The organism is Williamsia phyllosphaerae (assembly GCF_014635305.1).
In the GTDB taxonomy this organism is placed as follows: domain Bacteria; phylum Actinomycetota; class Actinomycetes; order Mycobacteriales; family Mycobacteriaceae; genus Williamsia_A; species Williamsia_A phyllosphaerae.
In genome coordinates this window covers 964,449-988,416 of sequence record NZ_BMCS01000001.1, presented here as the reverse complement: position 1 = coordinate 988,416, position 23,968 = coordinate 964,449, and the positions used below count along the sequence as shown (strand labels likewise).

The window sequence follows — 23,968 nt, the reverse complement described above, 5'->3', positions numbered from 1 at the left end:
CGAGACCGGCACCGACTCAGCCGACCGGGGCGGGGAGTTCGGTGGGGTTGGGTTGCAGTCCGGGTGCGTTGGGGACCGGGGTCGGGTTGAGGCGGCCCGGCGGCTCGGCCGGCGGCGGCGCCGGGACCTTGCCGTTGATGAGCAGTCCGCCCTTCGCGTCGCCGACGAGCGTCGCGAAGCCCTTCTCGTCCGGCAGGCCGATGTAGCAGACGGCGGTGCGGGTCCCGGTCAGCCAGCTGACCTGACTGACCGTCGACCACTGGACGTTGAGGGTGGTCTTGGTGAACGCCGCGCGACCACCCAGGAAGGTGTTGGTGATCCCCGGGCAGGTCGAGGTCAGGTAGGCGTTCTGCTGGGCGACGGTGGGCCAGGGGCGACCGGAGCCCGCGGCGCCGAACCGGGTCCCGAGATTCACCAGACCGGTCACCTGGAAGGCGTGCTGTTCGGCGCAGTCGACGGGGTCGGTGGGCTGGCGGGTCTGCTGGTTGATCCCGATGCAGGTGCCAGGGGCCCACTGCAGCGCCTGGTCCTGGTCGGCGACGCGGCCGAGGAACGGCATCAGCTCGCCGGCCGAGTTCGTGTACTGCACCCCGCACCGCAGGGTGCGTTCACCGTCGTCCCACTGCGCCTGCGACGGGTACATCATCCCGACCGAGAACCGGCCGTTCGGGTCGAACCGGCCGTTCAGGTACGAGCGGACCTGCGCCGGGCAGTTCTGGTCGCGCAGGGCGACGAACTTCTGGGTACCGGGCCATGGGGCCTTCTTGCCGAACTGGCTGCCCGGATAGACGCTGGTGTCGATCGACCCCGCCACCTCGAAGAGGTGCTCGCCGCCACACCCGATCTTGCTGGGCTTGCCCGGGTTGCCCGACGGCCAGGTGAGGCAGTCGCCGGCCACGGACTGGTTGAACGCGTTCTTGGCCGGACCGCGGTCGTCGGCACCGATGTCGGTCTTGGCGACGGCGCCGGTGTCGGAGTCGGAGTTGGTGAGCAACACGATGCCGCCGCAGACGATCGCGCCCAGCACGATGGCCGCGAGGACCGTGCGCAGGGGATGGGCCCGGAGCCATCCGAAGCGGTGTGCGGATCCGGAGTCTGTGGGGTCGGGGGGTGTGGACATCGACGTCCATGATGCCTGTTCGATCTCGGGGGTCATAGTGGAGTCATGAGCTTCGACGATGCCAACCGTCCCGACGCGGTCGACGATCCCGAGCTCGCCGAGCTCGCCGGTCGGCTGTTCGACATGGCCCGTTCCGGCGACACCGCCTCGCTGGTGTCGTACGTGCAGGCCGGTGTGCCGGTGAACCTGACCAACCAGACCGGCGACACTCTGCTGATGTTGGCGGCCTATCACGGGCACGCCGAGGCGGTGACCGCGTTGTTGGGGCTCGGCGCGGACGTCGACCGGCCCAACGACAAGAATCAGACGCCGTTGGCGGGTGCGGTGTTCAAGTCACATGACGACGTGGTGGGCGCGCTGGTCTCCGCGGGGGCCAGCCCGGATGCAGGTACGCCCACCGCGCGCGACGCGGCCGTGATGTTCGGTCGCGAGGACTACGCGACGCTGTGGGCGTCGCGAATGCAGCGTGAGCGGCCGCAGTAGGGTTCTCAGCGTGATCGACCTCAAGATTCTGCGGGACGACCCGGACCTCGTACGCACTTCTCAGCGCAAGCGTGGGGAGGACCCCGGACTCGTCGACACCCTGCTCGACGCCGACACGTCGCGTCGCGCCGCGATCGCCGAGGCGGATGCCCTGCGGTCCGAGCAGAAGACGCTCGGCAAACAGGTGGGCAAGGCCTCCGCCGACGAGCGGCCCGCGTTGCTCGCGCAGGGCAAAGAATTGGCCGACCGGGTCAAGGCCGCGTCGTCCACCGAGGCCGACGCGCAGGCTGCGATGACCGCGGCGCACCGGGCGATCGGCAACATCGTCGCCGACCCGGCGCCCGCGGGCGGTGAGGACGACTATGTGGTCCTCGAGCATGTCGGTGAGCCCACCGAGATCGCCGACCCGAAGGACCACCTCGAGATCGGTGAGTCGCTCGGCCTGCTCGACATGGAGCGCGGCGCCAAGGTGTCCGGCTCACGCTTTTACTTCCTGACCGGCAACGGCGCGCTGCTCCAGCTCGCGCTCCTGCAGCTCGCGGCGCGGCTCGCCACGGCCAACGGGTTCACCATGATGATCCCGCCGGTGCTGGTGCGCCCGGAGGTCATGGAGGGGACCGGGTTCCTCGGCGCGCACTCCGCGGAGATCTACCACCTGCCCGACGACGACCTCTACCTCGTCGGCACGTCCGAGGTGCCCATGGCCGGGTACCACATGAACGAGATCCTCGACCTGTCGTCGGGGCCGAAACGCTATGCGGGATGGTCGAGCTGCTTCCGGCGCGAGGCCGGCAGTTACGGCAAGGACACCCGCGGCATCATCCGCGTGCACCAGTTCGACAAGGTCGAGGGCTTCGTCTACTGCAAGCCCGAGGACGCCGAGGCCGAGCACCAGAAGCTGCTGGGGTGGCAGAAGGAGATGCTCGCGGCGATCGACGTCCCCTACCGCGTCATCGACACCGCGGGTGGCGATCTCGGATCGTCTGCAGCGCGCAAGTTCGACTGCGAGGCATGGGTTCCCACGCAGAACACCTACCGAGAGCTGACCTCGACGTCGAACTGCACCACGTATCAGGCGCGGCGGCTGTCCGTCCGCTACCGCGACGAGGCGGGCAAGCCCCAGACCGCCGCGACGCTCAACGGGACGCTGGCCACCACGCGCTGGATCGTGGCGATCCTGGAGAACCATCAGCAGCCCGACGGCAGCGTGGTGCTGCCGGAGGCGTTGGCTGGGTTGGTCGGAACCGACGTCCTGCGGCCGTGATCGCGCCATGATGGTCCGATGCTGATCGCCGGAGTTCTCGCCGCTCTCTTCGCCTCGATCGCCTACGGCGTGTCGTCGGTGCTCCAGGCGCACGGCGCACGCAGTTCGCACGACGCCGCGTTGGCCCGGGGTGAGACCGGGCTGAAGACCGAGACCGGCGCGCCCACACTGCGTTCGACCGTCCTGGCGATGCTGACCCTGTACTTCATCATCGGCACCGCGCTCGACGTCCTCGGGTTCGTCGGCGGTGCGGTCTCCGCCCGTCTGGCGCCGTTGTTCCTCTCGCAGACCATCATCAGCGCGAACCTCGTGATCACCGCGATCCTCGGCATCTTCGTCCTGGGGATCCGGCTGCACGCACGGGACTGGATCGCGATCGGCGTGGTCCTCGCCGCGCTGTGCGCACTCGGGTTGTCGGCCAAGGAGAACCCGCGCGAGACGGAATCGATGCTGTTCCACTGGGTGCTGCTCGGGGCCACCGTCGCGCTGGTCGTGGTGTCGGTGGCGCTGGTGCGCCTACTCGGTTCGCGTGCCGCGATCGCGGCCGGCCTCGCCGCCGGTGCCCTCTTCGGCGCGGTGGCCATCTCGGTGCGCGTGCTCGACGGCCTCGATCCGTTCAGCGTGTCCTCGCTGCTGAGCGATCCCGCCCTCTATGCGCTGGCGCTGTCGGGCGGCGCGGGTTTCTATCTGCACACCGTCGCGCTGCAGCTGGGGTCGGTCAACGGGGCGACCGCGGCCCTCGTCGTCGGTGAGACCGTCGTACCCGGCGTGATCGGCGTGATCTTCCTGGGCGACGAGACGGTGCAGGGACTGGCCTGGCTCGCGGTCATCGGATTCATCGCGGCGGTCGTCGGAGCGGTCACCGTGGCGTGGTCCGGTGCGGTCGAGGCCACGGCGCAGGCGGAGGCCGCGGAGACCTCCCCGGCCTGATCGACGGACCTAGGTGCCCGCTAGGTGCCCGCAGCCCGACCGGCGCGACGGGTCTCGTCGGGGGTCTCGCCGACAATCGACCGGTAGCGCCGGGAGAAGTGCGCGTGGTCGGCGAAGCCGAGATCGGCGGCGAGTCCGGCCAGGGCCGTGTCGGGGTGGGCGAACAGGGTGGTCGCGGCCCGCTGCATCCGGCGGCACTCGATCAGCCACTTCGGCCCGAAACCGGTGTGCTCGCGAACCACGCGTTCGACGGTGCGGGTCGACGCGTGGACCTCGTCGGCCAGGGCCGAAGTGGTGAGGATGTCGTCGCGCATCTCGGCGATCTGTGAGGCGTGGTTGGCGAGGTGTCCCGCTTCGGTGACCTTCTCGGCCACCGGCTCCAGCCACGACCGCATGATCTCGGTGATCTCGGCGCGGTCGACAGCGGCATCACGCGGGCGGTCCATGATCCGGGACATCTCCACGGCGATCCGATGGTGATCCGGGATCGAGATCGGTTCTTCGGCGCCGACCAGCTCGACGGCGTGGGTGTCGGTGAGCAGCGGGGTGGCCGCCGGCCGGAACAGGAGTCCGACGGCCCAGCCGTCACCGGTGAGCGTGCGCACGCCGACCCGCTGCTGCGGTCCGTAGAGGGCGGCGACGGTGGGCTCGAACACCACGTTCACCGCCGGGTAGCCCAGGACCCGCTGATGCAGTGGCTCGTCCGGGACGGAGTAGCGCACCGTCCACACCTGGCGCACGAGATCGGGCAGTCCGATGGGGTATCGGTCGAACACGGTGGCCGGCGAGCCGGCGTTGATGTGCCCGCGGTTCGCGACACCGAGTTCAGGGCCGTCGGTCACATCGTCACCTCCGCATCTGTCGGAAATGTTCAAGACCACGCCCGTCGAGCGGCCGAGGATGGGTACATGACCGAGAACACCGCTGCCGCAACCGGACACCACACCGTCGAGGGTCGCCCGAACGGGTCGAGCTCACTGACGCCACACATCGTCGTGACGCCGGCGCGTGCGGCGATTGAATTCTATCGAGACGTGTTCGGGGCCGAGGTGGACTCGGTGACCGAGATGGGTGGGGTGGTGGCCCATGCCGAGCTCGGGTTCCCGCTGGGCCGCCTGACGCTGGGTGAGCCGATGGCCGACTACGGACTGGTCGCGCCCGATGCCGGTGCGCCGGTGGTCTACTCGCTGGCGATCTACGTGACCGACACCGATTCCGTCGTCGCACGTGCGATGGCGGCCGGGGCGACGATCCGCGAGGAGGCGACCACCTTCGTCTCCGGTGACCGCTTCGCATCCATCCTCGATCCGTTCGGTGTCCGGTGGTCGGTGATGACACGGGTGGAAGACCTGTCTGCCGAGGAGAGCGAGCGGCGCGTCGCGGAGTGGGCGGCGAATCAGTCCACGTCGGGGTGACCGGCGGAATGCCGGCCGCGCGGCGACAGTTGCCTCCTGTGACCCCAACCGAGGAGACGATCCGCCGTGCCACTCGTCCACATTCATCTGATCGAGGATCGCCGCGACGCGGCCGCCGTACGGCGCATCGCCGACGTCGTGCAGGAGGTGCTGCGTGAGCACTTCGCCGCCCCTCCCCGCGATCGGTACCAGCTGATCAGCGAGCACAAGCCGGGCCACATCATCGCCGAGGACACCGGACTCGGGCTCGAACGCACCGACGACATCGTCCTGATCCAGATCGTCCAGCAGGGACGCACCTCGGACCAGAAGCAGGCGACCTACCGAGCGCTGGCCGACCGACTCCACGACGAGTGCGGCCTGGCCGGTGCCGATCTCATCGTCTCGGTCGTCGAGAACACGCAGGCGGACTGGTCGTTCGGCAACGGCGTGGCCCAGTTCCTCACCGGCGACCTCTGAGCTCGGTCCCTGCGGTCAGTCCAACGCGGCCGAGATGAGAACGGCCGCAGCGGCCTTGGCGTGCACTGCCGCCTCGGGTCGTCCGCTGATCGCCGAGGTGGTCTGTGCGCCCTCGGCGAGCAGGACGAGCTGGCGCGCCAGGGGGATGGTGCCACCGGCATCGGCGACGAGGGAGTCCACGTAGTCCTGGAAGCTCTGTTTGTGCGCGCGCGCGACAGTCGCTATCTCCGGCGACGACCCGCCGAGCTCGCCGAACGCGTTGATGAACGCGCACCCACGGAACTGGTCGGTGATGAACCAGTCGGCGAGGAAGTCGAAGATCGCCAGCAGCTTGCCGCGCGGCGATTCCTCACCGCGCGCGGCGACATCGAGGCCCTCGACCCACATCGCGTGCCTGCGCTCGAGCACCGCCAGAACGATCGCGTTCTTGCCCGGGAACTCGCTGTAGAGCCGCTTGAGCGAGACGCCGGATGCGCTCCGCAGTTCGTCGATGCCGACCTGCTGGATCCCGCGCTCGTAATACAGCCGGTCGGCTGCGTCGAGGATCGCGGTCCGCGTGGTGTCCATCTACCGAGTGTACTTGCCGGGAGAACGATCGTTCTGTAACGTCGCATGCAGATGGAGAACGGACGTTCTCATCTCACCGACATCGCACTTCTTCAGGAGGCAGTCATGGGCTACGTCACCACCGTGGGAACCGAGAATTCCGCTCCGATCGAGCTGTACTACGAGGATCACGGCACCGGTCAGCCGGTCGTGCTGATCCACGGATACCCGCTCGACGGTTCGTCCTGGGAGCGTCAGACCACGGCGCTGCTCGACGCCGGGTACCGCGTCATCACCTATGACCGCCGCGGGTTCGGCCGCTCCAGCCGTCCGACCATCGGCCACGACTACGACACCTACGCCGCCGACCTGAAGGCCGTTCTCGATCAGCTCGACCTGAACCAGGTCGTCCTCGTCGGATTCTCGATGGGCACCGGCGAAGTGGGCCGCTACCTCGGCAGGTACGGATCCTCACGCGTCGCGAAGGCCGTTTTCCTCGGATCGCTCGAGCCCTACCTCCTCAAGACCGACGACAACCCCGCCGGCGTCCCACAGGACGTGTTCAACGGACTCCTGGACGCCGTCAAGGGCGATCGCTACGCGTTCTTCACCGAGTTCTTCAAGAACTTCTTCAACACCGACGACTTCCTCGGCAACCGCCTGAGCCAGGAGGCGCTCGACGCCAACACCCAGCTCGCGTACAACGCGTCGCCGTGGGCATCGGTCGCCGCGCAGCCGACGTGGCTCACCGACTTCCGTGAGGACATCAAGAAGATCGATGTCCCGGCGCTGATCGTGCACGGCACCGCCGACAACATCCTGCCGATCGACTCGACCGGCCGTGAGTTCACCAAGGCGCTGCCCGATGCGGAGTACATCGAGATCGAGGGTGCTCCCCACGGCCTGCTGTGGACCCATCACGACGAGGTCAACAAGGCGCTCCTCGAATTCATCGCGAAGTGATCTGACCCTGAACGACTTTCCAGCGAGCAGCGGTTCGTCCGCTCGCCGGCCGCATCCTGCGCCCCTAGTTCTACCCAGCGGGGTGCGGCCGGTTCGCGTCGGTGGCACGGTGGGGTGATGGCGAAGCGGGCGATCATCGAGGAGAACCTCGGGGCGTGGGTGTTCAAGGCCGACGGGCGGCGCTTCGACGAATCGATCGCCATCCGGTCCCGCTGTGTGGCCGACAACTACCGCAAGGATCTGATGCGACGCGGGCAGCGGGTGCTGCTCTGGGTCAGCGGCCCTGGAGATGGGCCGCGGCCACGCGGGATCTGGGGTCTCGGCTGGATCACCGGCGAGGCCCGGTCGGACCCCGACGACGGGTGGGTCGCCCCGGCCGACATCACCCTGCTCGCCGATGGTGACCGCGTGTTGGCCACCGACCTACGCGAGATCCCGGCGTTGGCCGACATGGAGGTTCTGAAACTCCCGCAGGGCAGCAACCCGTCCTGGGTCACGCGCGATCAACTGGCCGCGATCGAACCGCTCCTACCGGAGTGGCCGGAGCTCTGACGATCAGCAGACTTACCCGCTCACCGGGAAACTCTGCTGACGATCGCGCGCATTCAGCATGGGCGGCTGGGGAACAGTCCGAGCAGTCGTCGGCCGCCGGCGATACCGGGGTCTGCCGCCGCGGTGACACCGACGAGAGCGGGGAAGCGTTCGCGCACAGCGTTTTCGAAACGGTCGGTGAGGGTGACGTCGGACGCGGGGCAGTGAGCGCACGTGCCGCCGAGCGCGACGGCGACGTTGCCGTCGGCGACCGACACGACGTCGAGGCGTCCGCCGTGCGAACGGATGTAGTCCCCGACCTCTCCCTGCACGACCTCGGCCACCGCGGCCCGCAAGACGTCGTCGGGCCGCGTCTCGGCGATCGGCGCCCACGCACCGGGCTCGGTCAGTGCGGCACCGAGGGCGGAACGGACAGCGCCGCCATCGGACCGCCAGGAATGGTTCTCGCCCAATCTGATCCGAACCGCAGTCGGCTCGACGACCATCGACGCGATGACACCGGAGTCGACAAGCGACTGTATCGATGCAGGCGCGGTCACGACATCACCGACGAAGTCCAGGGTCCCGGCGGGCATCACCCAGCGCAGTTCCTGCGCCGAGCCGGGGATGGTCTCGGGATGGATCGGGATCACGTCAGATCACCGCCGCCACGACGGTGTGTGCCGCAAACGCCATGACCCAGGCGAGCACGAACATGTACCCGAACGCGATGGCCGGCCACTTCCACGTCCCGGACTCACGACGCATGACACCGATCGTCGACATGCACTGCAGCGCATAGAGGAAGAACACCATCAGTGCGGCCAACACAGGTGCGGTGAACAGCGGCTCACCCTCGCGCGCTCCCTCGGTCACCCGCATCTGTTCCAGCGCGTTGCCCGGATCGTCGGGGTTCTCGGCCGCACCGACCTGGCCGAGCGTGGCGACGAATGTCTCCCGTGCCGACAACGACGCCAGGATTCCGATGTTGATGCGCCAGTCGAAGCCCAGGGGCTCGAAGACAGGCGCGATGAACTTGCCGACCGCGGCCCCGGCGCTGTGCTCGATGACGTAGGACGACGTGGCCGAATCATCGTTCGGATCGATACCGGCAGCGCGGAAGTCGGCATCGCCACGGACCGGCAGGTTGAGCAGCAGCCACAGCGCGGCCGTCGTCAGCAGGATGATCACACCGACCTTGCGCACGAACCCGCGGCAGGCGTCCCACACGGACAACGCCATCGACCGCACCGAGGGCAGGCGGTAGGGCGGCATCTCCATGTAGAAGGGCAGCAGCGGCCCCGTCCCCCGACCGATCTTGGAGAACAACCACGCGGTGGCCATCGCCGACACGGCCCCACCGATGTACAGCGCGAACATGATCACGCCCTGCGCGCCGAACGGTCCCACACGATCCGACGAGCTCACCAGCAACCCGGTGAGAAGGATGTACACCGGCAGCCGCGCGGAGCACGTCATCAGCGGTGCGGCCATCATGGTGGCCAACCGATCTCGCGTCGACGGCAGGGTACGGGTGGCCATGATCCCGGGTATCGCACAGGCCAGCGACGACAGCAGTGCGACGAACGCCCGGCCCTCGAGTCCGGCGGTCGACATGATCTTGTCCATCAGGAACGCTGCGCGTGCCATGTATCCGACGCCCTCGAGCAGCGCGATGAGTATGAACAGCAACGCGATCTGCGGCAGGAACACCAACACGCCACCGACGCCGCCGATCATTGCGTCGCCGAGGAAGCTGGCCAGCCACCCTGTGTCCACGTGCTCGGAGACCTGGCCGGCGAGGAAGTCGAAGAACTGCTGCACGTAGTCCTGCAGCGGCGCCGCGACGGTGAAGATGACCTGGAAGAACGCGAACATCGTCGCGAAGAAGACGATCGTCCCCCACACCGGGTGCAGCAGCACGGCATCGATGCGCCGGGTGCGGTCGTCGATGCGCGGCAGGGTGTACTTCGACGCCGTCAGCACGGATTCGATCCAGGCGGTCACCTCGCGGGTGTCGGTGGGCGGCACAACCGCCGGGGTCAGCCAGTCACCGGGGTGGGGGAGCAGGTCGCGCAACGCGCCGATCTCGCGTCGACGCCCACCGACGACGGCGACCACCGGAACACCCACGGCACGGGCGAACGCGTCGACGTCGACACCGCCCTGTCGACGGATCAGTTCATCGGTGAAGGTGAGTACGACGCACACCGGCAGGTCGGCACTCAAGACCTGGGCGAGCATACCCAACGAGCGTCGCAGCGTGGTGGCGTCGAGGGTGACGACGAGCCCGTCCGGGGTCTCGGTGGCGACGTCGTCCGGGTCGAGCACGTCGGAGACGATCTGCTCGTCGGGGCTGATCGCGTCGAGGCTGTAGGTGCCGGGCAGATCCTCCACGAGCACGTTGTGTTCGCCGACCTGCGTGCGGCCCTCGTAGCGTGCGACTGTCACCCCGGGATAGTTGCCGGTCTTGGCCCGAAGGCCGGTGAGCGCGTTGAACAGTGTGGTCTTGCCGGAGTTCGGACTGCCGACGAGGGCGAGGCGTGCGTCCGATCCACTGCCGTCGGATGACTCGGCGTTGCCGTGTGGACCACAGCTCACCAGGGACCCCCGCTCGTCGGCCACCGGTTCGCGAGCGGCAAGGAAAGCCTGGCCTGACGACCGGATGTCATCCACAGTATGTGCAGGGTGAACGGGGGTCGAACGTCACCGATCGGCGATACCGGACAAACAGCACCAAGCGGTCAGGAGAGCGCGGCGACCTTGATGCACTGCGCCTGCTCGCGGCGCAGAGCGATCTCGTAGCCGGCCACCCGCACGACGACCGGCCCCCGCATCGGCGCGCGTCGCATCGCGATCACCTCGGCTCCCGGGGCGAAGCCCAGGTCGAAAAACCTGCGTGCTGTGGTGGCGTCGGCCTCGACGCAGAGCCGGGTCACGGTCGTCGCACGACCGAGGGGGAGATCTGCGATGGTTGTCTCGCCGGCCGAGACGACATCGTCGCCGACGGTCCGGCTGCGCAGTCGCTCTGTCGTGATCGACATCGTGGCCTCCGGATCGGGTCGTGGTGGCGGCCTGAAGATAAGTGAGGCTCACCTGTGTTCGTTGAGGCAAGCTTAACCACAGTCCGAACCACGAGGTTTTCGGGCGAGCACATCGATCCGAACGTATGCGGAAGTAACGGTCACGCCGTTCCGGGCGACATGAGATACACCTACCGGAACTGAGGAGTACCAATGATCGGAATTGCACCGCACAGGCTCGCGGCAGTGGTCGCGGCGGGCGCTCTCGTTCTGTTGACGGGCGCCTGCTCGTCGGGTGAATCCGACACCGGATCCGCGGCGTCCACGGTGACGGTCACCGCCCCGGGATCGTCGGCGACCACCCAGGGCTCGGATGAGGACACCGGCTCGGGGGCGGCACCCGCCACCGACGCACCCGCCACCGAGACGCCTGCGGCCGACACGCAGGAAGACGTGACCCCGGCACCGGTCGCGCGACCCGTCTCGGACTTCGCCGACGGATCTCGGTACTCCTTCGCATCGCCGAGCAAGCAGATCCAGTGCCGGGCGATCGAGGGCAATTTCATGTGCCAGACGTCGGGCAATCCGCACACCGTCACCACGGCGTCGCTGTGCAACTTCTACCCCGGCCTGGAGCAGAGCCGCGCCGTGCGCTTCGGCTGGTTCCCCAGTGGGCCCGCCCCGTGCGCGACGATCATCCAGGGCGAGGGCTTCAACTCGCCGCACACCCTGGGATACGGCCAGCGGGTCACCTTCTCGCCCATGGGCGGCCGTACGATCACCTGCGCATCCGCGGTCGACGGACTCACCTGCACGCAGGTCGGCGGCGCCGGCGCCACGGGGTTCTTCCTGTCGGTCGACTCGTTCACGGTGCTCTAGGTGGACATGCGCGTACTCCGTGGACTCTGTGCGGTCTTCGCCCTGTTGGTGTTCGTGACCGGTTGCTCTGACGACGCGGCTGACCCGGCACCGACCACGTCCACGGTGACAGTCTCGAAGTCGGTTGCGCCGGAACAGAGCTCGGCGGCACCCGCGGAGACGACCACCACCGCACCGACCACAACCGCACCGTCGACCACCCCGGCCGACCCCACCGCCGGTGCGCTGCCCGCATCCGACTTCGCCGACGGCACGAGCTACTCCTTCGCGTCGCCGTCGAAGAAGATCGAGTGCCGCACGACGTCGGAGACCCTGGTCTGCCAGACGCTGGACAACCGGCACACCGTCGACCCGTCGCTCCTGTGCGGCTTCTATCCCGGCGACGAGCAGGGCAACGCCAACCAGTTCGGCTTCTTCGACTTCGACAAGCCGCTGTGCGCCACCATCGTCCAGGGCAACGCGATCCGCTCACCGAACACGCTGGCCTACGGCCAACGCGTCGTGTTCCGACCCCGCCCGGATCTGACCATCGTCTGCTCCGCGGCCACCGTCGGCATCGCCTGCGTCAATCCAGACGGGTTCGGGTTCACGTTGTCCGACACCGAGTTCAAACGCTTCCGCGCGAACTGACCGGCCGCCCGTGGGCTAGGAGAGCATCAACAACGTCGACGAGGCGCTGGCGACGAGTCGGCCCTGCGCGTCATGGACCTCGGCTCTCACGGTGGCCGTGGTGCGGCCGTGGTGTTCGACCTCGGCGCGCACCCGGATCGCCCCGCTGTCCGGACTGATGGCACGGATGTAGCGACAGCTCAGATCAAGGGTGGAGAAGCGCCGGTTGTCGACGTTGACCGTCATCAGCGCGGACCCGAAGGCCGAGTCGATCACCGCTGCGATCACCCCGCCCTGAACGGTTCCGTGTGCGTTGCAATGGAACTCGCGCGGCTCCATCTCGATCACGGCCCACCCCTCGCCGGCGTCGACCGGACGGTAGTCGAGGGTGGACGCGGCCGGACTCAGCTGCATCGACCCGTCGATCTGCGCGCGGATCTGCTGGAGTCCGGGCAGGGTGCTCCGCTCGCGGGCGCCCGGCGGCGCCCAGGTGTACTCGCGCCGGGGCTCGCTCACGACCGGCGTTCGGTCATGACTCGATCTTGGACGACCGGAGCTCGTGACCCTTCGAGGTGAGGCACCGCCCGGTGGGCAGATCCCATGACCAGCCGTGCAGGTTGCAGGTCAGCTTCTCGCCCTCGATGACACCGAACTTCGACAGGTCGGCCTTGAGGTGCGGACACCGGCGCTGGATCTCCCACCCGTCCTTGACGATCGACGCGGAGTCGTCGTGCGCCTCGGAGAACCATCCGTCGGCGTAGGCGACACGTTCGGGGGTCAGGCACTTGAAGAACGTGTAGAGGAACTCGTTGTACCCACCGATACGCCACGTGGTGAACCGCGTCGACAGGAAGATCGTGTTCACCCAGTCGGGCTCGTTGTCCCGCAACACCGTTCGCACCATCTCGGGTGCGATGCGGAATCCGTAGCGGTACTTGCCCTCACCCTCCTTGGGCTCGCGGACGGTGCGGTTGGGGAAGTCGAGCACGACGGTCTGATCACCCATCACGAGTCCGACCGGGTAGCCGATCCCGTCGCAGATGAGGTCGCTGGCCGCCATGATCGGCTCGAACAGATCGCGCAGCGCCGGCAGCAGGGGCTCACCCTCGGCGGGCGCCCACGACGCCTTGGCCTCGGCGATCACCGGCGCGAACTTCTGCGCCATCTTCTCGAGGTAGGCGGCCTTGTTCACGCCGAACACCTGCTCCGGTGGGTACGGATGACCGATCTCGACGAGCTCGGAACCGCGCAGCTCGACCGTCGAACCGGACACCATCATCAGCCCGCGGTGCTTGGTGCCGTCGTCGGTGCCGTGTTCGACCATCTGGTCGAGGAACGTGGCCTGGTCGGGGAAGATGCACGTCGGATCGGGGTTGCCCTCGGCGTCGCCGACGTCGTTGAGGTACCGCAGTTCGTCGTCGAGGAACATCGGCGGTCCGGCCGAGGGGACCACCCATGTGGCGCCGACCTGCTCGATGTAGGACCGCGCCCGGTCCATGCCGCGCTGTCGCTTCTGCGCGGCGAAGTTCGCCTTCGACTTGCGCGGGATGTCGTAGACCATCGGGTACCAGATCGCGCCGGAGTACTGCAGCAGATGGATGTCGATGTGCCCGAACGCCTCCGAGATCACGTCGAGATCCACCGGCCGGGCGTCGTTCATGTTGAAGCAGGTGGTCTCACCGTCGGAGACGATCAGCCCGCTGTCACCGATCGGACCGTCGGCGGGCGCCCGCAACGCGACGATCATGATGTCGAGGCTGCCCTTGTCGTTGCTGACGGTCGTCTTGACCGAGTCCTCGGTCTCGACGAACTTGTGGAAGCCCAGCGCCTCGAGCTCGCGACGCAGATCCGGCACCGGGTAGTCCGGCAACAGGACGGTCGTGTCCTTGTTGACGTTCTCGGCGAGGTTGCGCGCGTCGAAGTGATCGCGATGCAGGTGCGAGACGTAGAGGTAGTCGCAGTCACCGAGCGCGCGCCAGTCGAGCTCGGTGTTGTCCGGGAACGGGAACCACGACGCGAAGTAGGCGGGATTGACCCACGGGTCGCACAGGATCGACCCGGCCGCTGTCTGGATGTGGAATCCGGCGTGCCCGACGCTGGTGACCTGCACTGGTTTCGTTCCTCTCGATCATGCGTCGCTCACGCGACCGCCCCTCCAGGGTAGAGGCGGACGCTACTGTCGTCCGCATGGAACCCGCTTACGACACCGTGATCGCGATCGCCCGCTCGATGTGGGCGGCGCAGGGACTCAAGTTCACCGTCACCGGCGCCGAGAACGTGCCCCTGACCGGCGGCGCGGTCATCGCGATCAACCACACCGGGTACCTCGACTTCACCTACGCCGGGCTCCCCGCGTTCCTGCACGGCCGCCGCAAAGTGCGCTTCATGGCGAAGAAGGAGGTCTTCGACTCCAAGGTCAGCGGACCCATCATGCGCGCGCTCAAGCACATCCCGGTCGACCGCGGGGCGGGCGCCGACAGCTACCGTTCGGCCGTCGAGTACCTGCAGGCCGGCGAGCTCGTCGGCGTGTATCCGGAGGCGACGATCAGCCGCAGCTTCGAGATCAAGGAGTTCAAGTCCGGCGCCGCCCGCATGGCGCTCGAGGCCGGGGTGCCCATCGTCCCGACCGTCATCTGGGGCGCGCAGCGCGTCTGGACCAAGGGCCACCCGAAAAGGATGGGTCGCACCAACACCCCCATCAGCATCGGCGTCGCGCCGCCGATCGCGCCGCTCGGCGACCCGGTCGAACTGACCGCGACCCTGCACCAGGCGATGGTCGACACCCTCGACGAGGTCCAACAGGCCTACGGTCCCCACCCGGCCGGCGAGTACTGGGTGCCCGCGCGCCTGGGCGGAGGGGCTCCGACGCTGGCCGAGGCAAACGCGATGGACGCGCAGGAGAGCGCCGAGAAGGCCGCGCGTCGCGCCGAGCGCGACGGCTGAGCCCTGTGCGTCGGGTTCGCACGGACGCCCGGGACGTGGGTCGCTACTCTGTCGGAGATATTCGCCCGTAACGGGCGTACGGGAACTCACGACACGGGGTACGCACATGAGTCAACCGCCGAATCAGGGTGGTGGGTGGAACGGTCCGCAGGGGCCCGGTCAGCCATGGGATCCCGCGCAGGGGCAGGGATTCCCGCCGCCCGGGCAGCAGTTCCCCCCGAAACCCCAGTTCCCCCCGACATCGCCGTTTCCGCAGAACCCCCAGTTCCCGCAGAACCAGCCCTTCCCGCCCGGAGGGCCGCCGTACGGTCCGCCGCCGGGATACGGGCCGCCGCCCGGTCCGCCATGGGGTCCACCACCCGGGCCGCCCGACCGTGCGCCGTGGTGGCGACGCGGCTGGGTGATCGGTCCGATCATCACGGGCATCGTCGTGATCCTGGTGATCGCGACGACGGTCTCGCTCCTGGTGTTGTCCGACGACGCCGACTCCGACCCGTCGAGCACGGTGACCGCCTACCTGCAGGCTCTCTCCGACGGAGACGCGAAGAAGGCGTTGTCGACGATCGACGCACCCGGCAACACGAAGCTCCTCACCGACGACATCCTCAAGCGTCAGCAGGCCCGGGCCAAGATCGGCGACATCAAGGTCGTGAAGAGTTCCACCACGTCCGAACGCGCGATCGTCAAGGCCACCTACAACTTCGGTCAGCGCAACGCCGACGTCGACTTCCGGCTGACCAAGACCGGCGGCGACTGGAAGGTCCAGCAGGGCGCCATCGAGATCGATCTCTCGTCGAGTTCGATCGAGAAGAACAAGCCCACACTGTTCGGCGTCGACGTCTCCGGCGACTCGAAGGCATACGTCTTCCCGGGTCCGATCGAATGGGGTACGTCGAACAAGTACATCGCCGCGACCGACTCCAAGACCGACGAGTGGCCCGTCGGCCCCTACTCGTCCTACTACCCCCAGCTCGAGTTCGACATCAGCAAGGAGGGCAACAAGGCGGCGTCCATCGCGGTCACCGCCTACCTCCAGTACTGCGCCCAGTCCAAGCAGACCGACGCCTCGGTGGACAAGCCGGGCTGCGAGCAGGAGGTGTTCGCCTTCGACGCGCTGCCGGGCACGGTGACGTGGAGTGACCCGCGCACGATGGAGCTGTCCTCGATCAAGCTGCGGTACTCGGGCTACACCGACGCCGACGCGATCTCGGTGTCCGGCTCGGTGCCGTGGCAGGCGACCTATCGGTCCAGCCGCAGTCCGGCCCCGGTGACCCGGTCGGCGCTCGACTACCTGTCCGGCGACGTCGATCTCAGCCAGGATCCGCCGCGGTTCCAGCCGAACTGATCGCCCCGGCCGCCTAGATCGAGCTGAGGAAGGCTCGTCCGCCGCCACTGCGCTTGGCGTCGTACATGCGACCGTCCGCAGCACGAAGCGCGTGTCGGATCGCGATGTCGACACGATGATCGTCGGGCGACTCGATGACCGCCGCACCCACGCTGACGGTCACCGGCGCGGAGTCGATGGCGTCACGCAGCCGGTCGGGCAGGGAGGTGATCCGGTCGACGACGTCGGGAACCGTGCCGGTCACGACGATGGTGAACTCCTCGCCTCCGGTCCGACCCACGACCGCGGTGGGGCCGGCGAGGCCGATCATGCGGGCCGACATCTGCTGCAGTACGAGATCACCGACGTCGTGTCCGTAGGTGTCGTTGATCCGTTTGAAGTTGTCGATGTCTATGACCACCGCGCCGATCGCGACACCCCGGTCCTGCGCGGCTCGCCACAGCGGTTCGAGCGACGCGTCGATACCGCGTCGATTGTGCAGACCCGTGAGTGGATCCCGCAGTGACTGGCGGGCGTCGATCGACAGCAGGGTCCACGCGACGTGTGCGGCGACCGGGACAGCGCAGACCGCCACCAGCATGACCAGGCCCCCTGCGATCGTCGCGAACGTGTCGAAGGAACCGCTGTCGTGAACTCGCCACGTCGTCCACCCGATCACCGCCGCCGCCCACGCCATGTGGGCCAGCAGCCACCGCGAACTGACGAAGTAGGTACACAGCGCGCTGTTCAGCACGAACAACGCGCAGCCGAAGGCGCTGACCACCGGGGTGTAGAGGAGCAGGACCGAGGTGAGGCCCACGTCACCGAAGATCGCGAACCCGACGAAATACCGCTGCGCCATGCGTGAGGTGGTGGGCACGGGCGCGAGGAGGATCGCGGCGATCGCCACCGCCTGCACCACCAGCACGGCGATCGCCCAGGTGACCGAGGGGACCCCACGAGGCCCCGACGGACTACCCAGCAGAAGGCTGGAACAGATCGCGAACAGCAGGGTGTTCCCCGCGAAGACCAGCCTGATCGGTCGGTGCAGCGAGCGCATCGAGTGGTGGTTCACGATCCACACGTAGTCGTGGTCGCCCGAGATCCATTGCCGAAGCGACGTCCCGAAACCGGCGCTCGACAGTGGAGTGGGGTCGCCGGGACCGGCCGCTGACGGTGGACGACCTGATCGCACGCGTGACCCCTGTGGTGATGAATCGCCCCCGACGGACGGACATGAGTCTGACAGCTGTCGCTGATCACAAACAACTGATTCGACAACTGCCATCGACCCGCCTTGGCCGGAACAACGTCGATCGATGCCGGGCGGGTCGTTAGGCTCAGCGTATGGAACCCGTCTACCGGACGTTGGAGATTGCGGCACATGCGCTGGTCAGGGCGCAGGGGATGCGTCTCGACGTGGCCGACGCCGACAAGATCCCGGCCACGGGTGGGGCGGTGATCGCGATCAACCACACGAGCTACGTCGATTTCCTCCCCGCGGCCATCGGCGTCTACCGCGGCGGACGTCGGTGTCGGTACATGATCAAGTCGGAGATGATGGACAACCCCCTGGTGCGGTTCCTGATCACCCACACCCACACCGTCCCGGTGGACCGCTCGGCGGGCGCCGAGGCCTACGCGCAGGCGGTCGAGAACCTGCGACAGGGGTTTGTCGTGGGGGTGTACCCGGAGGCGACGATCAGCCGCAGCTTCGAGTTGAAGGATTTCAAGACCGGGGCCGTGCGTATGGCGCAGTCCGCCGATGTCCCCGTTGTCCCCTGCATCGTGTGGGGCGCCCAGCGGCAGTGGACCAAGACCGGTGACCAGGTCGGCGGGAGCACGCGCGACATGGGCCGCAGCCACATCCCGGTGATGGTCCGGTTCGGCGACCCGATCGACTGCCCCGGCGACGCCGTCACCGAGACGGCCCGGCTCAAGTCGGTGATGAGCTCGATGCTCGACGACGTCCGCAGCACCTACGGACACCATCCGCCCGGTGCCCACTGGGTGCCGGCGTCGATGGGCGGGGGCGCCCCGACCCTCGCGCAGGCACGCGTCATCGAGGAGCAGGACGACGAACGCAAGGCGCAACTCCGCGCCGCGCGGGCACGCGACGAACACAAGGGAAGTCACTGACGATGCGTCGCACCAGGTTCGGTCCACCCACCCTCATCGTCAGCGACGTCGACGGGACGTTGATCGACGACGACAACACCGTGCGTCCGCTGACGCGCGAGGCGATCCGTCGTGCCGCGAAGGCGGGCACGACGTTCGTACTGGCAACCGGCCGACCACCGCGGTGGATCGCCGAGATCGCCGGGCAACTCGACGCCCTCACCTATGCGGTGTGCGCGAACGGCGCCATCGTCTACGACGTCGCGCAGGACAAGGTGTTGCACACCGCCACCCTCGATCCCGCCGCCCTGGTCCGGCTCGCCGGGTTCGCGAAGGAGCTGATCCCCGGGTGCGGGCTCGCCGCCGAGCGGGTGGGGGAGAGCGCCCACGACGCCGCGACGCCGCCGTTCGTCGCCTCGACGGGTTACGAGCACGCGTGGCTGAACCCCGACCACATCGAGGTCGGCGACGACGAGGTCGTCTCGGCGCCCGCGGTCAAGCTCCTGGTGCGCAAACCGGACATGGCCAGCGGTGAGATGGCCCGACGACTCTCCGAGGTGGTCGGAGACCTCGCCGCGGTGACGTTCTCCACCGACAACGGGCTCGTCGAACTGGCGCTGCCGGGCATCAACAAGGCGTCGGGACTGAAGAAACTCGCCGACATCGCCTCACTGCCCACCGACGCGGTGATCGCGTTCGGCGACATGCCCAACGACATCGAGATGCTGCGCTGGGCCCACCGCGGGGTCGCGATGGCCAACGCCCACCCGGCGGCCAAGGACGCGGCCGACGAGATCGCCACCAGCAACGACAACGACGGTGTCGGGCGAATCCTGATGCGCTGGTACGGATGATTCATCGGGCGTACGTGGACACGACGTCCGAATTCTTGGGACACTGATCACATGACCACGAACACAAACCGCCGCAATCCTGCCCGTTCCATCGTCCTCGGCCTCACCGCCTCGGCCGCCGTCGTCGGCATCGGGATGGTGGGAGCAGGCGCCGCGTCGGCGGCCCCGACCACCACCGACCCGGGTGCCTCGGCCGCGGTCGCCGGTACCTACGACAAGAAGTTCGTCTCGCGCTACTACCCGACCCCGCAGAGCGCGGTCATCGGCGCGCAGATCAACCTCTACCTCTTCAACTCGGTACGCCTCAACGGCAACCAGGCCTGCTCCGAGCAGCCCAACCCGGTGGTCAAGCCGGACACACCGACCGGTTGGACCGCGATCATCACCGCGACCTGCCTGTCGGACGCGGGCACGTCGCGCTCGACCGCTCCCGTCGGTCAGTAGCCCTCAGCCGACCGGCCCGGTGGTGGGCACCGGGACTGGTGCCCCCGCCGGTGGCGTGGTGGCCGCGGCCGGTGGCGTCGCCGGCCGGGCGGCCGGGCTCAACTGGTCGCGCATGCTGCGGGTGAACTCGTCGACGAACGCCTTGATCACCTTCACCACGACGCCGGTCGTCTTGTTGAACACCAGCGACCCGAACTGGAACGCCTGGGTGATGATGCCGGTGACGGCGTCGGTCTCGCCGGAGACCGGCATGCCCAGCGCACTCTTCTCGAACCCGGCCGCGCCCCACGCCTTCTCGATGGCGCCCTGCACGACCTGCGCGCCGGTCTCCTTCGACCAGTAGATCTTGCCGTCAGAGAAGTTCACGTACTTCGCGGTGCCGTCGGGCGTCGTCATCTCCGGTGTCTGCGCCTGGCCCAGGGTGCCGGTGGCGCCGCCCAGCGACAGCCACTTCTTCGCGATGGCGCCCACGTCGGTCGTCGACAGGACGTCGGCGGCCCCCGGTGAGGTGCTCGGCGCACCCGGCGCGACCGAGGAACTCGGCGCCGTCGGCGCCGCACTCGGGGTGCCCGCGGCGGCGAGGTTGCCCGCGGCCACGTCCCGGATCTGCGGCAGGGCCGCGTATCCAAGGGTCCCGGGGCACTCGGTGTTGTCGTAGTCGCGGTGGCCGCTGATCATCGGCAGGTTCGACGTCTCGCCGGCACCGAACTTCGCGGTGTCGAATCCGATCGACGTCAGCTGTGCGTTGGCCTTGGGGTCGAGTCCGGCGAGCTTGAGTCGCCACCCGAGGAAGCTGCCCACCGACCGGATGGTCTCCGGCGAGGGCGCCACCTCGTTGTAGTTGCCGATCATGGCCACGCCGACGGTGTCGCGGTTGAACCCGCCGGTGTGGGTGCCCTGCACGTTCTTGTCCAGTCCGCCGAACGCGCCCTCGAAGATCTGGCCATACTTGTCGACGAGCGCGTTGTATCCGATGTCGCACCAGCCCAACGTCTGTGCGTGGTACGCGTAGATGCCGCGCACGATCTCGGCCGACTGCTCGGCGGTGTAGTCGTTGTTGCCCGCGGTGTGGTGGACGACCGCGGCCTTGAGGCCGGGATCGTAGGTCGGCTGCTGGCAGCGCTTGGACTCGTCGGCACCCCACTGTGCGCGGGTGATGATCGGCGGCTGCTGTCCCGGTAGGACGGCGGGGAGGCCGAGTCCACCCGGTGCGCCACCGGCACCCGGGTCGATGAGGGCGGCCTTGAGCGTCGAGACGACCTTCTCCAGCGCGTTCGGCGTCGAGGGCGTCGTCATCGGGGCCGGGGCCGAGGCGGTGGTGGTCGGTCCGGGCGGTGCCGGTGTCGCCGCGGGGGCCATCGGGTCGCCCTGCACCGGGGCACGGGGGACGGTGAACGCGCGTGGGGCGATCTCGCCCGGTGCCACGGACATCTCGGGAACGGTCGTGGTGGCCGTCGCGCCCGCCGACGGTGCCGGCTTCGCGCCCTCGACGCCCGGGGTGGCGACGCCGTCCTTGGTGACGACCACCTGGACCGCCTTGGTGTTGCCCACCCAGACCGGCTCGGTGCCCTGGCTGGTCGGCGCACGTCCGGCGCGTACCGCCGGGCCGCCGTCGACGGGGTCGGCGGAATACCACTTGCCCCACGAGCCGTCGGGCTGACGGGCGCGGACGAAAGCGGTCGTGTCGGACAGACCGTCCCAGGTCAGGGCGATCATGCTGAACGGGTCCTTGCGGGTGATCTCCTTGACGACCGCACCTGCGGGCACGGCCGCCGAGGCGGGCGTGCGACCGGCGCTCGGCGCGGGACCAGTGGTGGACGGGGCCGTTGTGGACGGCGCCATGGTGGACGGGGCCGTGGACGGGAGCAGCTCGGGCGGGATCAGGCCGGTGGGCAGCACGCCGGGCGGCAGGGCGCGCGCGATGTCGGGGATCTGCAGCTTGAGCAGGTCGAGCGGCGGGAGCGTCACGCCCACCCCGGCCAGGCCGGAGCGGACGAGGTCGAGCACCGTCGACGGGACCGTGTCGAGGCTCACCTGGCGGATCGTGGTCGAGATGGCGTCGGACGCCGGTGTTCGCTGGTCGACGGCATTGTCGGGGGCGCTGCCGCCCACGAGAACGGCCACCGGGCTCGCGACGACGACCGCCGCGACGGCCGCCATCACGATCGACGGCCTCGGTCGGCGATAGCGCACTGTGGATCTCCCTCGTTCGGCCCGCCGAAATCCGACAGACCGCCACATCGTGTCGGCGGGAGGGTGCGAAGTCCACGACCACCGACGGCGTGGCGTGTAACTCGTGATGCTGTTGTGACATGAGTTCACTGTTGTGACTTCAATTCGGTCACTACAGTCGCTTGAGTCCCACCAGTTACCTGACCCCAACCACAGATGAAGGATCGCCGATGGCACGTCGAGCCACCGACCGCAGAACGCTCACCTCGATCACGTTGGGGTTGGCTCCTGCTCTGGTGGTCTCCGCCATCGGCGTCGGGGCGTTCGTCGCGCACGAGTCGTCCATCGATGAGCCGGTGTCGCTCTCGGTCGGCGCCCAGGTGACCCTGATCGGTCACGGGCTCGGCCACGGACGCGGGATGGGACAGTACGGCGCCTTCGGATACGCGAAGAAGGGCTGGAAGTACGACCAGATCCTCGGCCATTACTACGGCGGCACGACCGCGGGGAAGACGGACAAGGCCGTGACGGTTGCGCTCACACGCAACACCACGGCGAATGTGCGTGCGGACGCCGGGATGAGGGTCGGTGGCCAGACGGTGGCCCCCGGACAGGCAGTTCGTCTGTCCGGGACCACCGCCACCGTCACCGCCGGATGTGGCGGCGCCGTGGTGCGCACCATCCCGGTGACCCCACCGAAGATCGACCCGATCAACATCACCCCCAACCGGCCCGCCAACGAGTGGCTGAAGTTCTGCGGGTCGAACGACGCCTACCGCGGCTCGATCGGCCTCGACGGCGGACGCGCGGTCAACATCCTGGCCGTCGACGACTACGTGAAGGGCGTGACGCCCAAGGAGAGCCCCGCGCGCTGGGCGGATCAGGGCGGCGCCGAGGCACTCAAGGCGCAGGCGGTGGCCGCGCGCACCTACGCACTGGCCGCCACCGACAAGGGCAAGAAGATCGACGACACGATGATGTCGCAGGTCTACGGCGGAGCCGGCGCCGAGGATCCACGTACCAACACCGCAGCCGACGCGACCGCGGGCCAGATCCGTGTCGTCAACGGTGCGCCGGCCTTCACCGAGTTCTCCTCCTCGACCGGCGGTTACACCGCCGGCGTCAACTTCCCGGCCGTCGTCGACGACGGCGACACCGAATCCCCGAACCACAACTGGACCACCACGGTCGGATCGAGCAGTGTCGCCTCCGCCTTCGGCGTGGGGTCGCTGACCGGCATCCAGGTGATCGAGGCCAACGGACTCGGCCCCGACAACGGTCGTGCGACCAAGGTGCGGATCAGCGGCACGTCCCGGACGGTCGAGGCCACCGGCGACGACGTCCGCACGAAGCTCAAGCTCCGCTCGGCGTGGTTCACCGTGCAGGGTCAACCCAAGCCCCGCATCGTCGCGCCACCCGCGGGCGTCGGTCCCGGTTCGCCCTCGGGGACCGGTGTGACCGCCCCCGGTGGCGTCCTGCCCTCGCTGGTCGACTCCCTTCTCGGTGCGGTCGGTGGCGGCAGTGCACCCGCCACGCCGACGACACCCGGCGCCCCCGCGTCCCCGAGCACGACCGTCCCGGGTGAAGGTGCCCTGCCGAGCACCCTGACCGGTCCGCTGGCCGATCTGCTGAAGACCGCGATCGCCGCCATCGACGCGAAGATCGCCGAACTCGGCGGCCCGTCGGGCCTGCTGGGGCAGGTCCTGGGCCCGGTCATCACGATCGCGGGCGGTGCCGTGCAGAAGTTCGCGGGCGGCAACGTCTACTTCAGTCCGACCACCGGGGCGCACGTGCTCGCCGGCGCCGCTCTGAAGGACTTCGTGGCCAAGGGTGCCGAGGGGGCTCTCGGGTTCCCGTCCGCCGACGCCGGACTGTGAGTCCGGTTCGGTTA

Annotated in this window: 25 protein-coding genes; 15 read left to right on the top strand and 10 right to left on the bottom strand. The window is 68.4% G+C overall.

All coding sequences use genetic code 11. The annotated features are described in order from the left end of the window. Nucleotides 1-16: 16 nt before the first annotated feature. Nucleotides 17-1,120, bottom strand: coding sequence for a septum formation family protein (locus IEV93_RS04485; RefSeq protein ID WP_188487296.1), 1,104 nt, complete (start codon nt 1,118-1,120; stop codon nt 17-19). 45 nt (nt 1,121-1,165) lie between these two features. Between IEV93_RS04485 and IEV93_RS04480 the strand changes: the two genes are divergently transcribed. From IEV93_RS04480 to IEV93_RS04470, 3 genes are read left to right on the top strand one after another with little or no spacing between them, the layout of a single operon-like run. Then, complete coding sequence (locus IEV93_RS04480; protein WP_188487294.1) at nt 1,166-1,603, top strand: ankyrin repeat domain-containing protein; 438 nt, start codon at nt 1,166-1,168, stop codon at nt 1,601-1,603. 10 nt (nt 1,604-1,613) lie between these two features. Then, the gene (gene serS / locus IEV93_RS04475; protein WP_188487292.1) at nt 1,614-2,867 is read left to right on the top strand and encodes a serine--tRNA ligase; all 1,254 of its coding nucleotides are present in this window, start codon (nt 1,614-1,616) and stop codon (nt 2,865-2,867) included. A 21-nt stretch (nt 2,868-2,888) separates the two neighbouring features. Further along, nucleotides 2,889-3,797 (top strand): hypothetical protein, encoded by a 909-nt coding sequence (locus IEV93_RS04470; RefSeq protein WP_188490371.1) that lies wholly within the window; start codon nt 2,889-2,891, stop codon nt 3,795-3,797. A 20-nt stretch (nt 3,798-3,817) separates the two neighbouring features. Here the strand turns inward: IEV93_RS04470 and IEV93_RS04465 are convergent, their stop codons facing one another. Beyond that, nucleotides 3,818-4,639, bottom strand: a complete 822-nt coding sequence (locus IEV93_RS04465; RefSeq protein WP_188487290.1) for an AraC family transcriptional regulator — start codon at nt 4,637-4,639, stop codon at nt 3,818-3,820. Between the two features lie 66 nt (nt 4,640-4,705). On the opposite strand from IEV93_RS04465, the gene IEV93_RS04460 reads away from it, so the two are divergent. Together IEV93_RS04460 and IEV93_RS04455 are read left to right on the top strand one after the other, a co-directional pair. Continuing rightward, nucleotides 4,706-5,212, top strand: coding sequence for a VOC family protein (locus IEV93_RS04460; protein WP_188487288.1), 507 nt, complete (start codon nt 4,706-4,708; stop codon nt 5,210-5,212). Between the two features lie 66 nt (nt 5,213-5,278). Beyond that, a complete protein-coding gene (locus tag IEV93_RS04455) occupies nt 5,279-5,671 on the top strand; it encodes a tautomerase family protein (protein WP_188487285.1) in 393 nt (130 codons plus the stop codon). 15 nt (nt 5,672-5,686) lie between these two features. On the opposite strand, the gene IEV93_RS04450 is transcribed toward IEV93_RS04455, so the two are convergent. Then, complete coding sequence (locus tag IEV93_RS04450) at nt 5,687-6,238, bottom strand: TetR/AcrR family transcriptional regulator (RefSeq protein ID WP_188487283.1); 552 nt, start codon at nt 6,236-6,238, stop codon at nt 5,687-5,689. 105 nt (nt 6,239-6,343) lie between these two features. Here IEV93_RS04450 and IEV93_RS04445 point away from each other — a divergent pair, with 105 nt between their 5' ends. Continuing rightward, nucleotides 6,344-7,180 carry an alpha/beta fold hydrolase gene (locus tag IEV93_RS04445; RefSeq protein ID WP_188490370.1) on the top strand — a complete coding sequence of 279 codons (837 nt, stop codon included), beginning with the start codon at nt 6,344-6,346 and terminating at the stop codon, nt 7,178-7,180. Nucleotides 7,181-7,297: 117 nt separating this feature from the next. Further along, nucleotides 7,298-7,732: an EVE domain-containing protein gene (locus IEV93_RS04440; RefSeq protein ID WP_188487282.1), complete on the top strand. Its 435-nt coding sequence runs from the start codon at nt 7,298-7,300 to the stop codon at nt 7,730-7,732. Nucleotides 7,733-7,785: 53 nt separating this feature from the next. On the opposite strand, the gene IEV93_RS04435 is transcribed toward IEV93_RS04440, so the two are convergent. The 3 genes from IEV93_RS04435 to IEV93_RS04425 all read right to left on the bottom strand — a co-directional run bounded on the left by IEV93_RS04435 (nt 7,786) and on the right by IEV93_RS04425 (nt 10,755). Then, complete coding sequence (locus tag IEV93_RS04435) at nt 7,786-8,364, bottom strand: NifU family protein (RefSeq protein ID WP_229704885.1); 579 nt, start codon at nt 8,362-8,364, stop codon at nt 7,786-7,788. Between the two features lies 1 nt (nt 8,365). Next, nucleotides 8,366-10,387 carry a ferrous iron transporter B gene (feoB, locus tag IEV93_RS04430; protein ID WP_308690834.1) on the bottom strand — a complete coding sequence of 674 codons (2,022 nt, stop codon included), beginning with the start codon at nt 10,385-10,387 and terminating at the stop codon, nt 8,366-8,368. Nucleotides 10,388-10,455: 68 nt separating this feature from the next. After that, nucleotides 10,456-10,755: a FeoA family protein gene (locus IEV93_RS04425; RefSeq protein ID WP_188487280.1), complete on the bottom strand. Its 300-nt coding sequence runs from the start codon at nt 10,753-10,755 to the stop codon at nt 10,456-10,458. A 192-nt stretch (nt 10,756-10,947) separates the two neighbouring features. Here IEV93_RS04425 and IEV93_RS04420 point away from each other — a divergent pair, with 192 nt between their 5' ends. Further along, nucleotides 10,948-11,613 carry a hypothetical protein gene (locus tag IEV93_RS04420; protein WP_188487278.1) on the top strand — a complete coding sequence of 222 codons (666 nt, stop codon included), beginning with the start codon at nt 10,948-10,950 and terminating at the stop codon, nt 11,611-11,613. A 6-nt stretch (nt 11,614-11,619) separates the two neighbouring features. Further along, complete coding sequence (locus tag IEV93_RS04415) at nt 11,620-12,243, top strand: hypothetical protein (protein ID WP_188487276.1); 624 nt, start codon at nt 11,620-11,622, stop codon at nt 12,241-12,243. A gap of 15 nt (nt 12,244-12,258) precedes the next feature. On the opposite strand, the gene IEV93_RS04410 is transcribed toward IEV93_RS04415, so the two are convergent. Continuing rightward, nucleotides 12,259-12,738: a PaaI family thioesterase gene (locus IEV93_RS04410; protein ID WP_229704884.1), complete on the bottom strand. Its 480-nt coding sequence runs from the start codon at nt 12,736-12,738 to the stop codon at nt 12,259-12,261. A gap of 13 nt (nt 12,739-12,751) precedes the next feature. Then, complete coding sequence (locus IEV93_RS04405; RefSeq protein WP_188487274.1) at nt 12,752-14,332, bottom strand: MBL fold metallo-hydrolase; 1,581 nt, start codon at nt 14,330-14,332, stop codon at nt 12,752-12,754. Between the two features lie 77 nt (nt 14,333-14,409). Here IEV93_RS04405 and IEV93_RS04400 point away from each other — a divergent pair, with 77 nt between their 5' ends. Together IEV93_RS04400 and IEV93_RS04395 are read left to right on the top strand one after the other, a co-directional pair. After that, nucleotides 14,410-15,165 carry a lysophospholipid acyltransferase family protein gene (locus tag IEV93_RS04400; protein ID WP_188487272.1) on the top strand — a complete coding sequence of 252 codons (756 nt, stop codon included), beginning with the start codon at nt 14,410-14,412 and terminating at the stop codon, nt 15,163-15,165. Nucleotides 15,166-15,271: 106 nt separating this feature from the next. Beyond that, a complete protein-coding gene (locus IEV93_RS04395; protein WP_188487270.1) occupies nt 15,272-16,510 on the top strand; it encodes a DUF4878 domain-containing protein in 1,239 nt (412 codons plus the stop codon). Nucleotides 16,511-16,523: 13 nt separating this feature from the next. On the opposite strand, the gene IEV93_RS04390 is transcribed toward IEV93_RS04395, so the two are convergent. Further along, nucleotides 16,524-17,684, bottom strand: coding sequence for a GGDEF domain-containing protein (locus IEV93_RS04390; RefSeq protein ID WP_188487268.1), 1,161 nt, complete (start codon nt 17,682-17,684; stop codon nt 16,524-16,526). 152 nt (nt 17,685-17,836) lie between these two features. On the opposite strand from IEV93_RS04390, the gene IEV93_RS04385 reads away from it, so the two are divergent. From IEV93_RS04385 to IEV93_RS04375, 3 genes are read left to right on the top strand one after another with little or no spacing between them, the layout of a single operon-like run. Then, nucleotides 17,837-18,628, top strand: a complete 792-nt coding sequence (locus tag IEV93_RS04385) for a lysophospholipid acyltransferase family protein (RefSeq protein WP_188487266.1) — start codon at nt 17,837-17,839, stop codon at nt 18,626-18,628. Between the two features lie 2 nt (nt 18,629-18,630). Further along, nucleotides 18,631-19,461, top strand: a complete 831-nt coding sequence (locus IEV93_RS04380) for an HAD family hydrolase (protein WP_188487263.1) — start codon at nt 18,631-18,633, stop codon at nt 19,459-19,461. A 51-nt stretch (nt 19,462-19,512) separates the two neighbouring features. Then, the gene (locus IEV93_RS04375; protein ID WP_188487261.1) at nt 19,513-19,905 is read left to right on the top strand and encodes a hypothetical protein; all 393 of its coding nucleotides are present in this window, start codon (nt 19,513-19,515) and stop codon (nt 19,903-19,905) included. Between the two features lie 3 nt (nt 19,906-19,908). On the opposite strand, the gene IEV93_RS04370 is transcribed toward IEV93_RS04375, so the two are convergent. Beyond that, a complete protein-coding gene (locus IEV93_RS04370; protein ID WP_229704883.1) occupies nt 19,909-22,098 on the bottom strand; it encodes an N-acetylmuramoyl-L-alanine amidase in 2,190 nt (729 codons plus the stop codon). A gap of 209 nt (nt 22,099-22,307) precedes the next feature. Between IEV93_RS04370 and IEV93_RS04365 the strand changes: the two genes are divergently transcribed. Beyond that, nucleotides 22,308-23,954: a SpoIID/LytB domain-containing protein gene (locus tag IEV93_RS04365; protein ID WP_188487256.1), complete on the top strand. Its 1,647-nt coding sequence runs from the start codon at nt 22,308-22,310 to the stop codon at nt 23,952-23,954. Nucleotides 23,955-23,968: the final 14 nt, after the last annotated feature.

Coding starts and splice junctions, on each gene's coding strand:
- IEV93_RS04480 (WP_188487294.1), top strand. CDS start 1,166: ATGAGCTTCGACGATGCCAACCGTCCCGACGCGGTCGACGATCCCGAG.
- IEV93_RS04440 (WP_188487282.1), top strand. CDS start 7,298: ATGGCGAAGCGGGCGATCATCGAGGAGAACCTCGGGGCGTGGGTGTTC.
- IEV93_RS04460 (WP_188487288.1), top strand. CDS start 4,706: ATGACCGAGAACACCGCTGCCGCAACCGGACACCACACCGTCGAGGGT.
- IEV93_RS04450 (WP_188487283.1), bottom strand. CDS start 6,238: ATGGACACCACGCGGACCGCGATCCTCGACGCAGCCGACCGGCTGTAT.
- IEV93_RS04445 (WP_188490370.1), top strand. CDS start 6,344: ATGGGCTACGTCACCACCGTGGGAACCGAGAATTCCGCTCCGATCGAG.
- IEV93_RS04425 (WP_188487280.1), bottom strand. CDS start 10,755: ATGTCGATCACGACAGAGCGACTGCGCAGCCGGACCGTCGGCGACGAT.
- IEV93_RS04365 (WP_188487256.1), top strand. CDS start 22,308: ATGGCACGTCGAGCCACCGACCGCAGAACGCTCACCTCGATCACGTTG.
- IEV93_RS04385 (WP_188487266.1), top strand. CDS start 17,837: ATGGAACCCGTCTACCGGACGTTGGAGATTGCGGCACATGCGCTGGTC.
- IEV93_RS04415 (WP_188487276.1), top strand. CDS start 11,620: ATGCGCGTACTCCGTGGACTCTGTGCGGTCTTCGCCCTGTTGGTGTTC.
- IEV93_RS04375 (WP_188487261.1), top strand. CDS start 19,513: ATGACCACGAACACAAACCGCCGCAATCCTGCCCGTTCCATCGTCCTC.
- IEV93_RS04420 (WP_188487278.1), top strand. CDS start 10,948: ATGATCGGAATTGCACCGCACAGGCTCGCGGCAGTGGTCGCGGCGGGC.
- IEV93_RS04395 (WP_188487270.1), top strand. CDS start 15,272: ATGAGTCAACCGCCGAATCAGGGTGGTGGGTGGAACGGTCCGCAGGGG.
- IEV93_RS04400 (WP_188487272.1), top strand. CDS start 14,410: ATGGAACCCGCTTACGACACCGTGATCGCGATCGCCCGCTCGATGTGG.
- IEV93_RS04485 (WP_188487296.1), bottom strand. CDS start 1,120: ATGTCCACACCCCCCGACCCCACAGACTCCGGATCCGCACACCGCTTC.
- IEV93_RS04380 (WP_188487263.1), top strand. CDS start 18,631: ATGCGTCGCACCAGGTTCGGTCCACCCACCCTCATCGTCAGCGACGTC.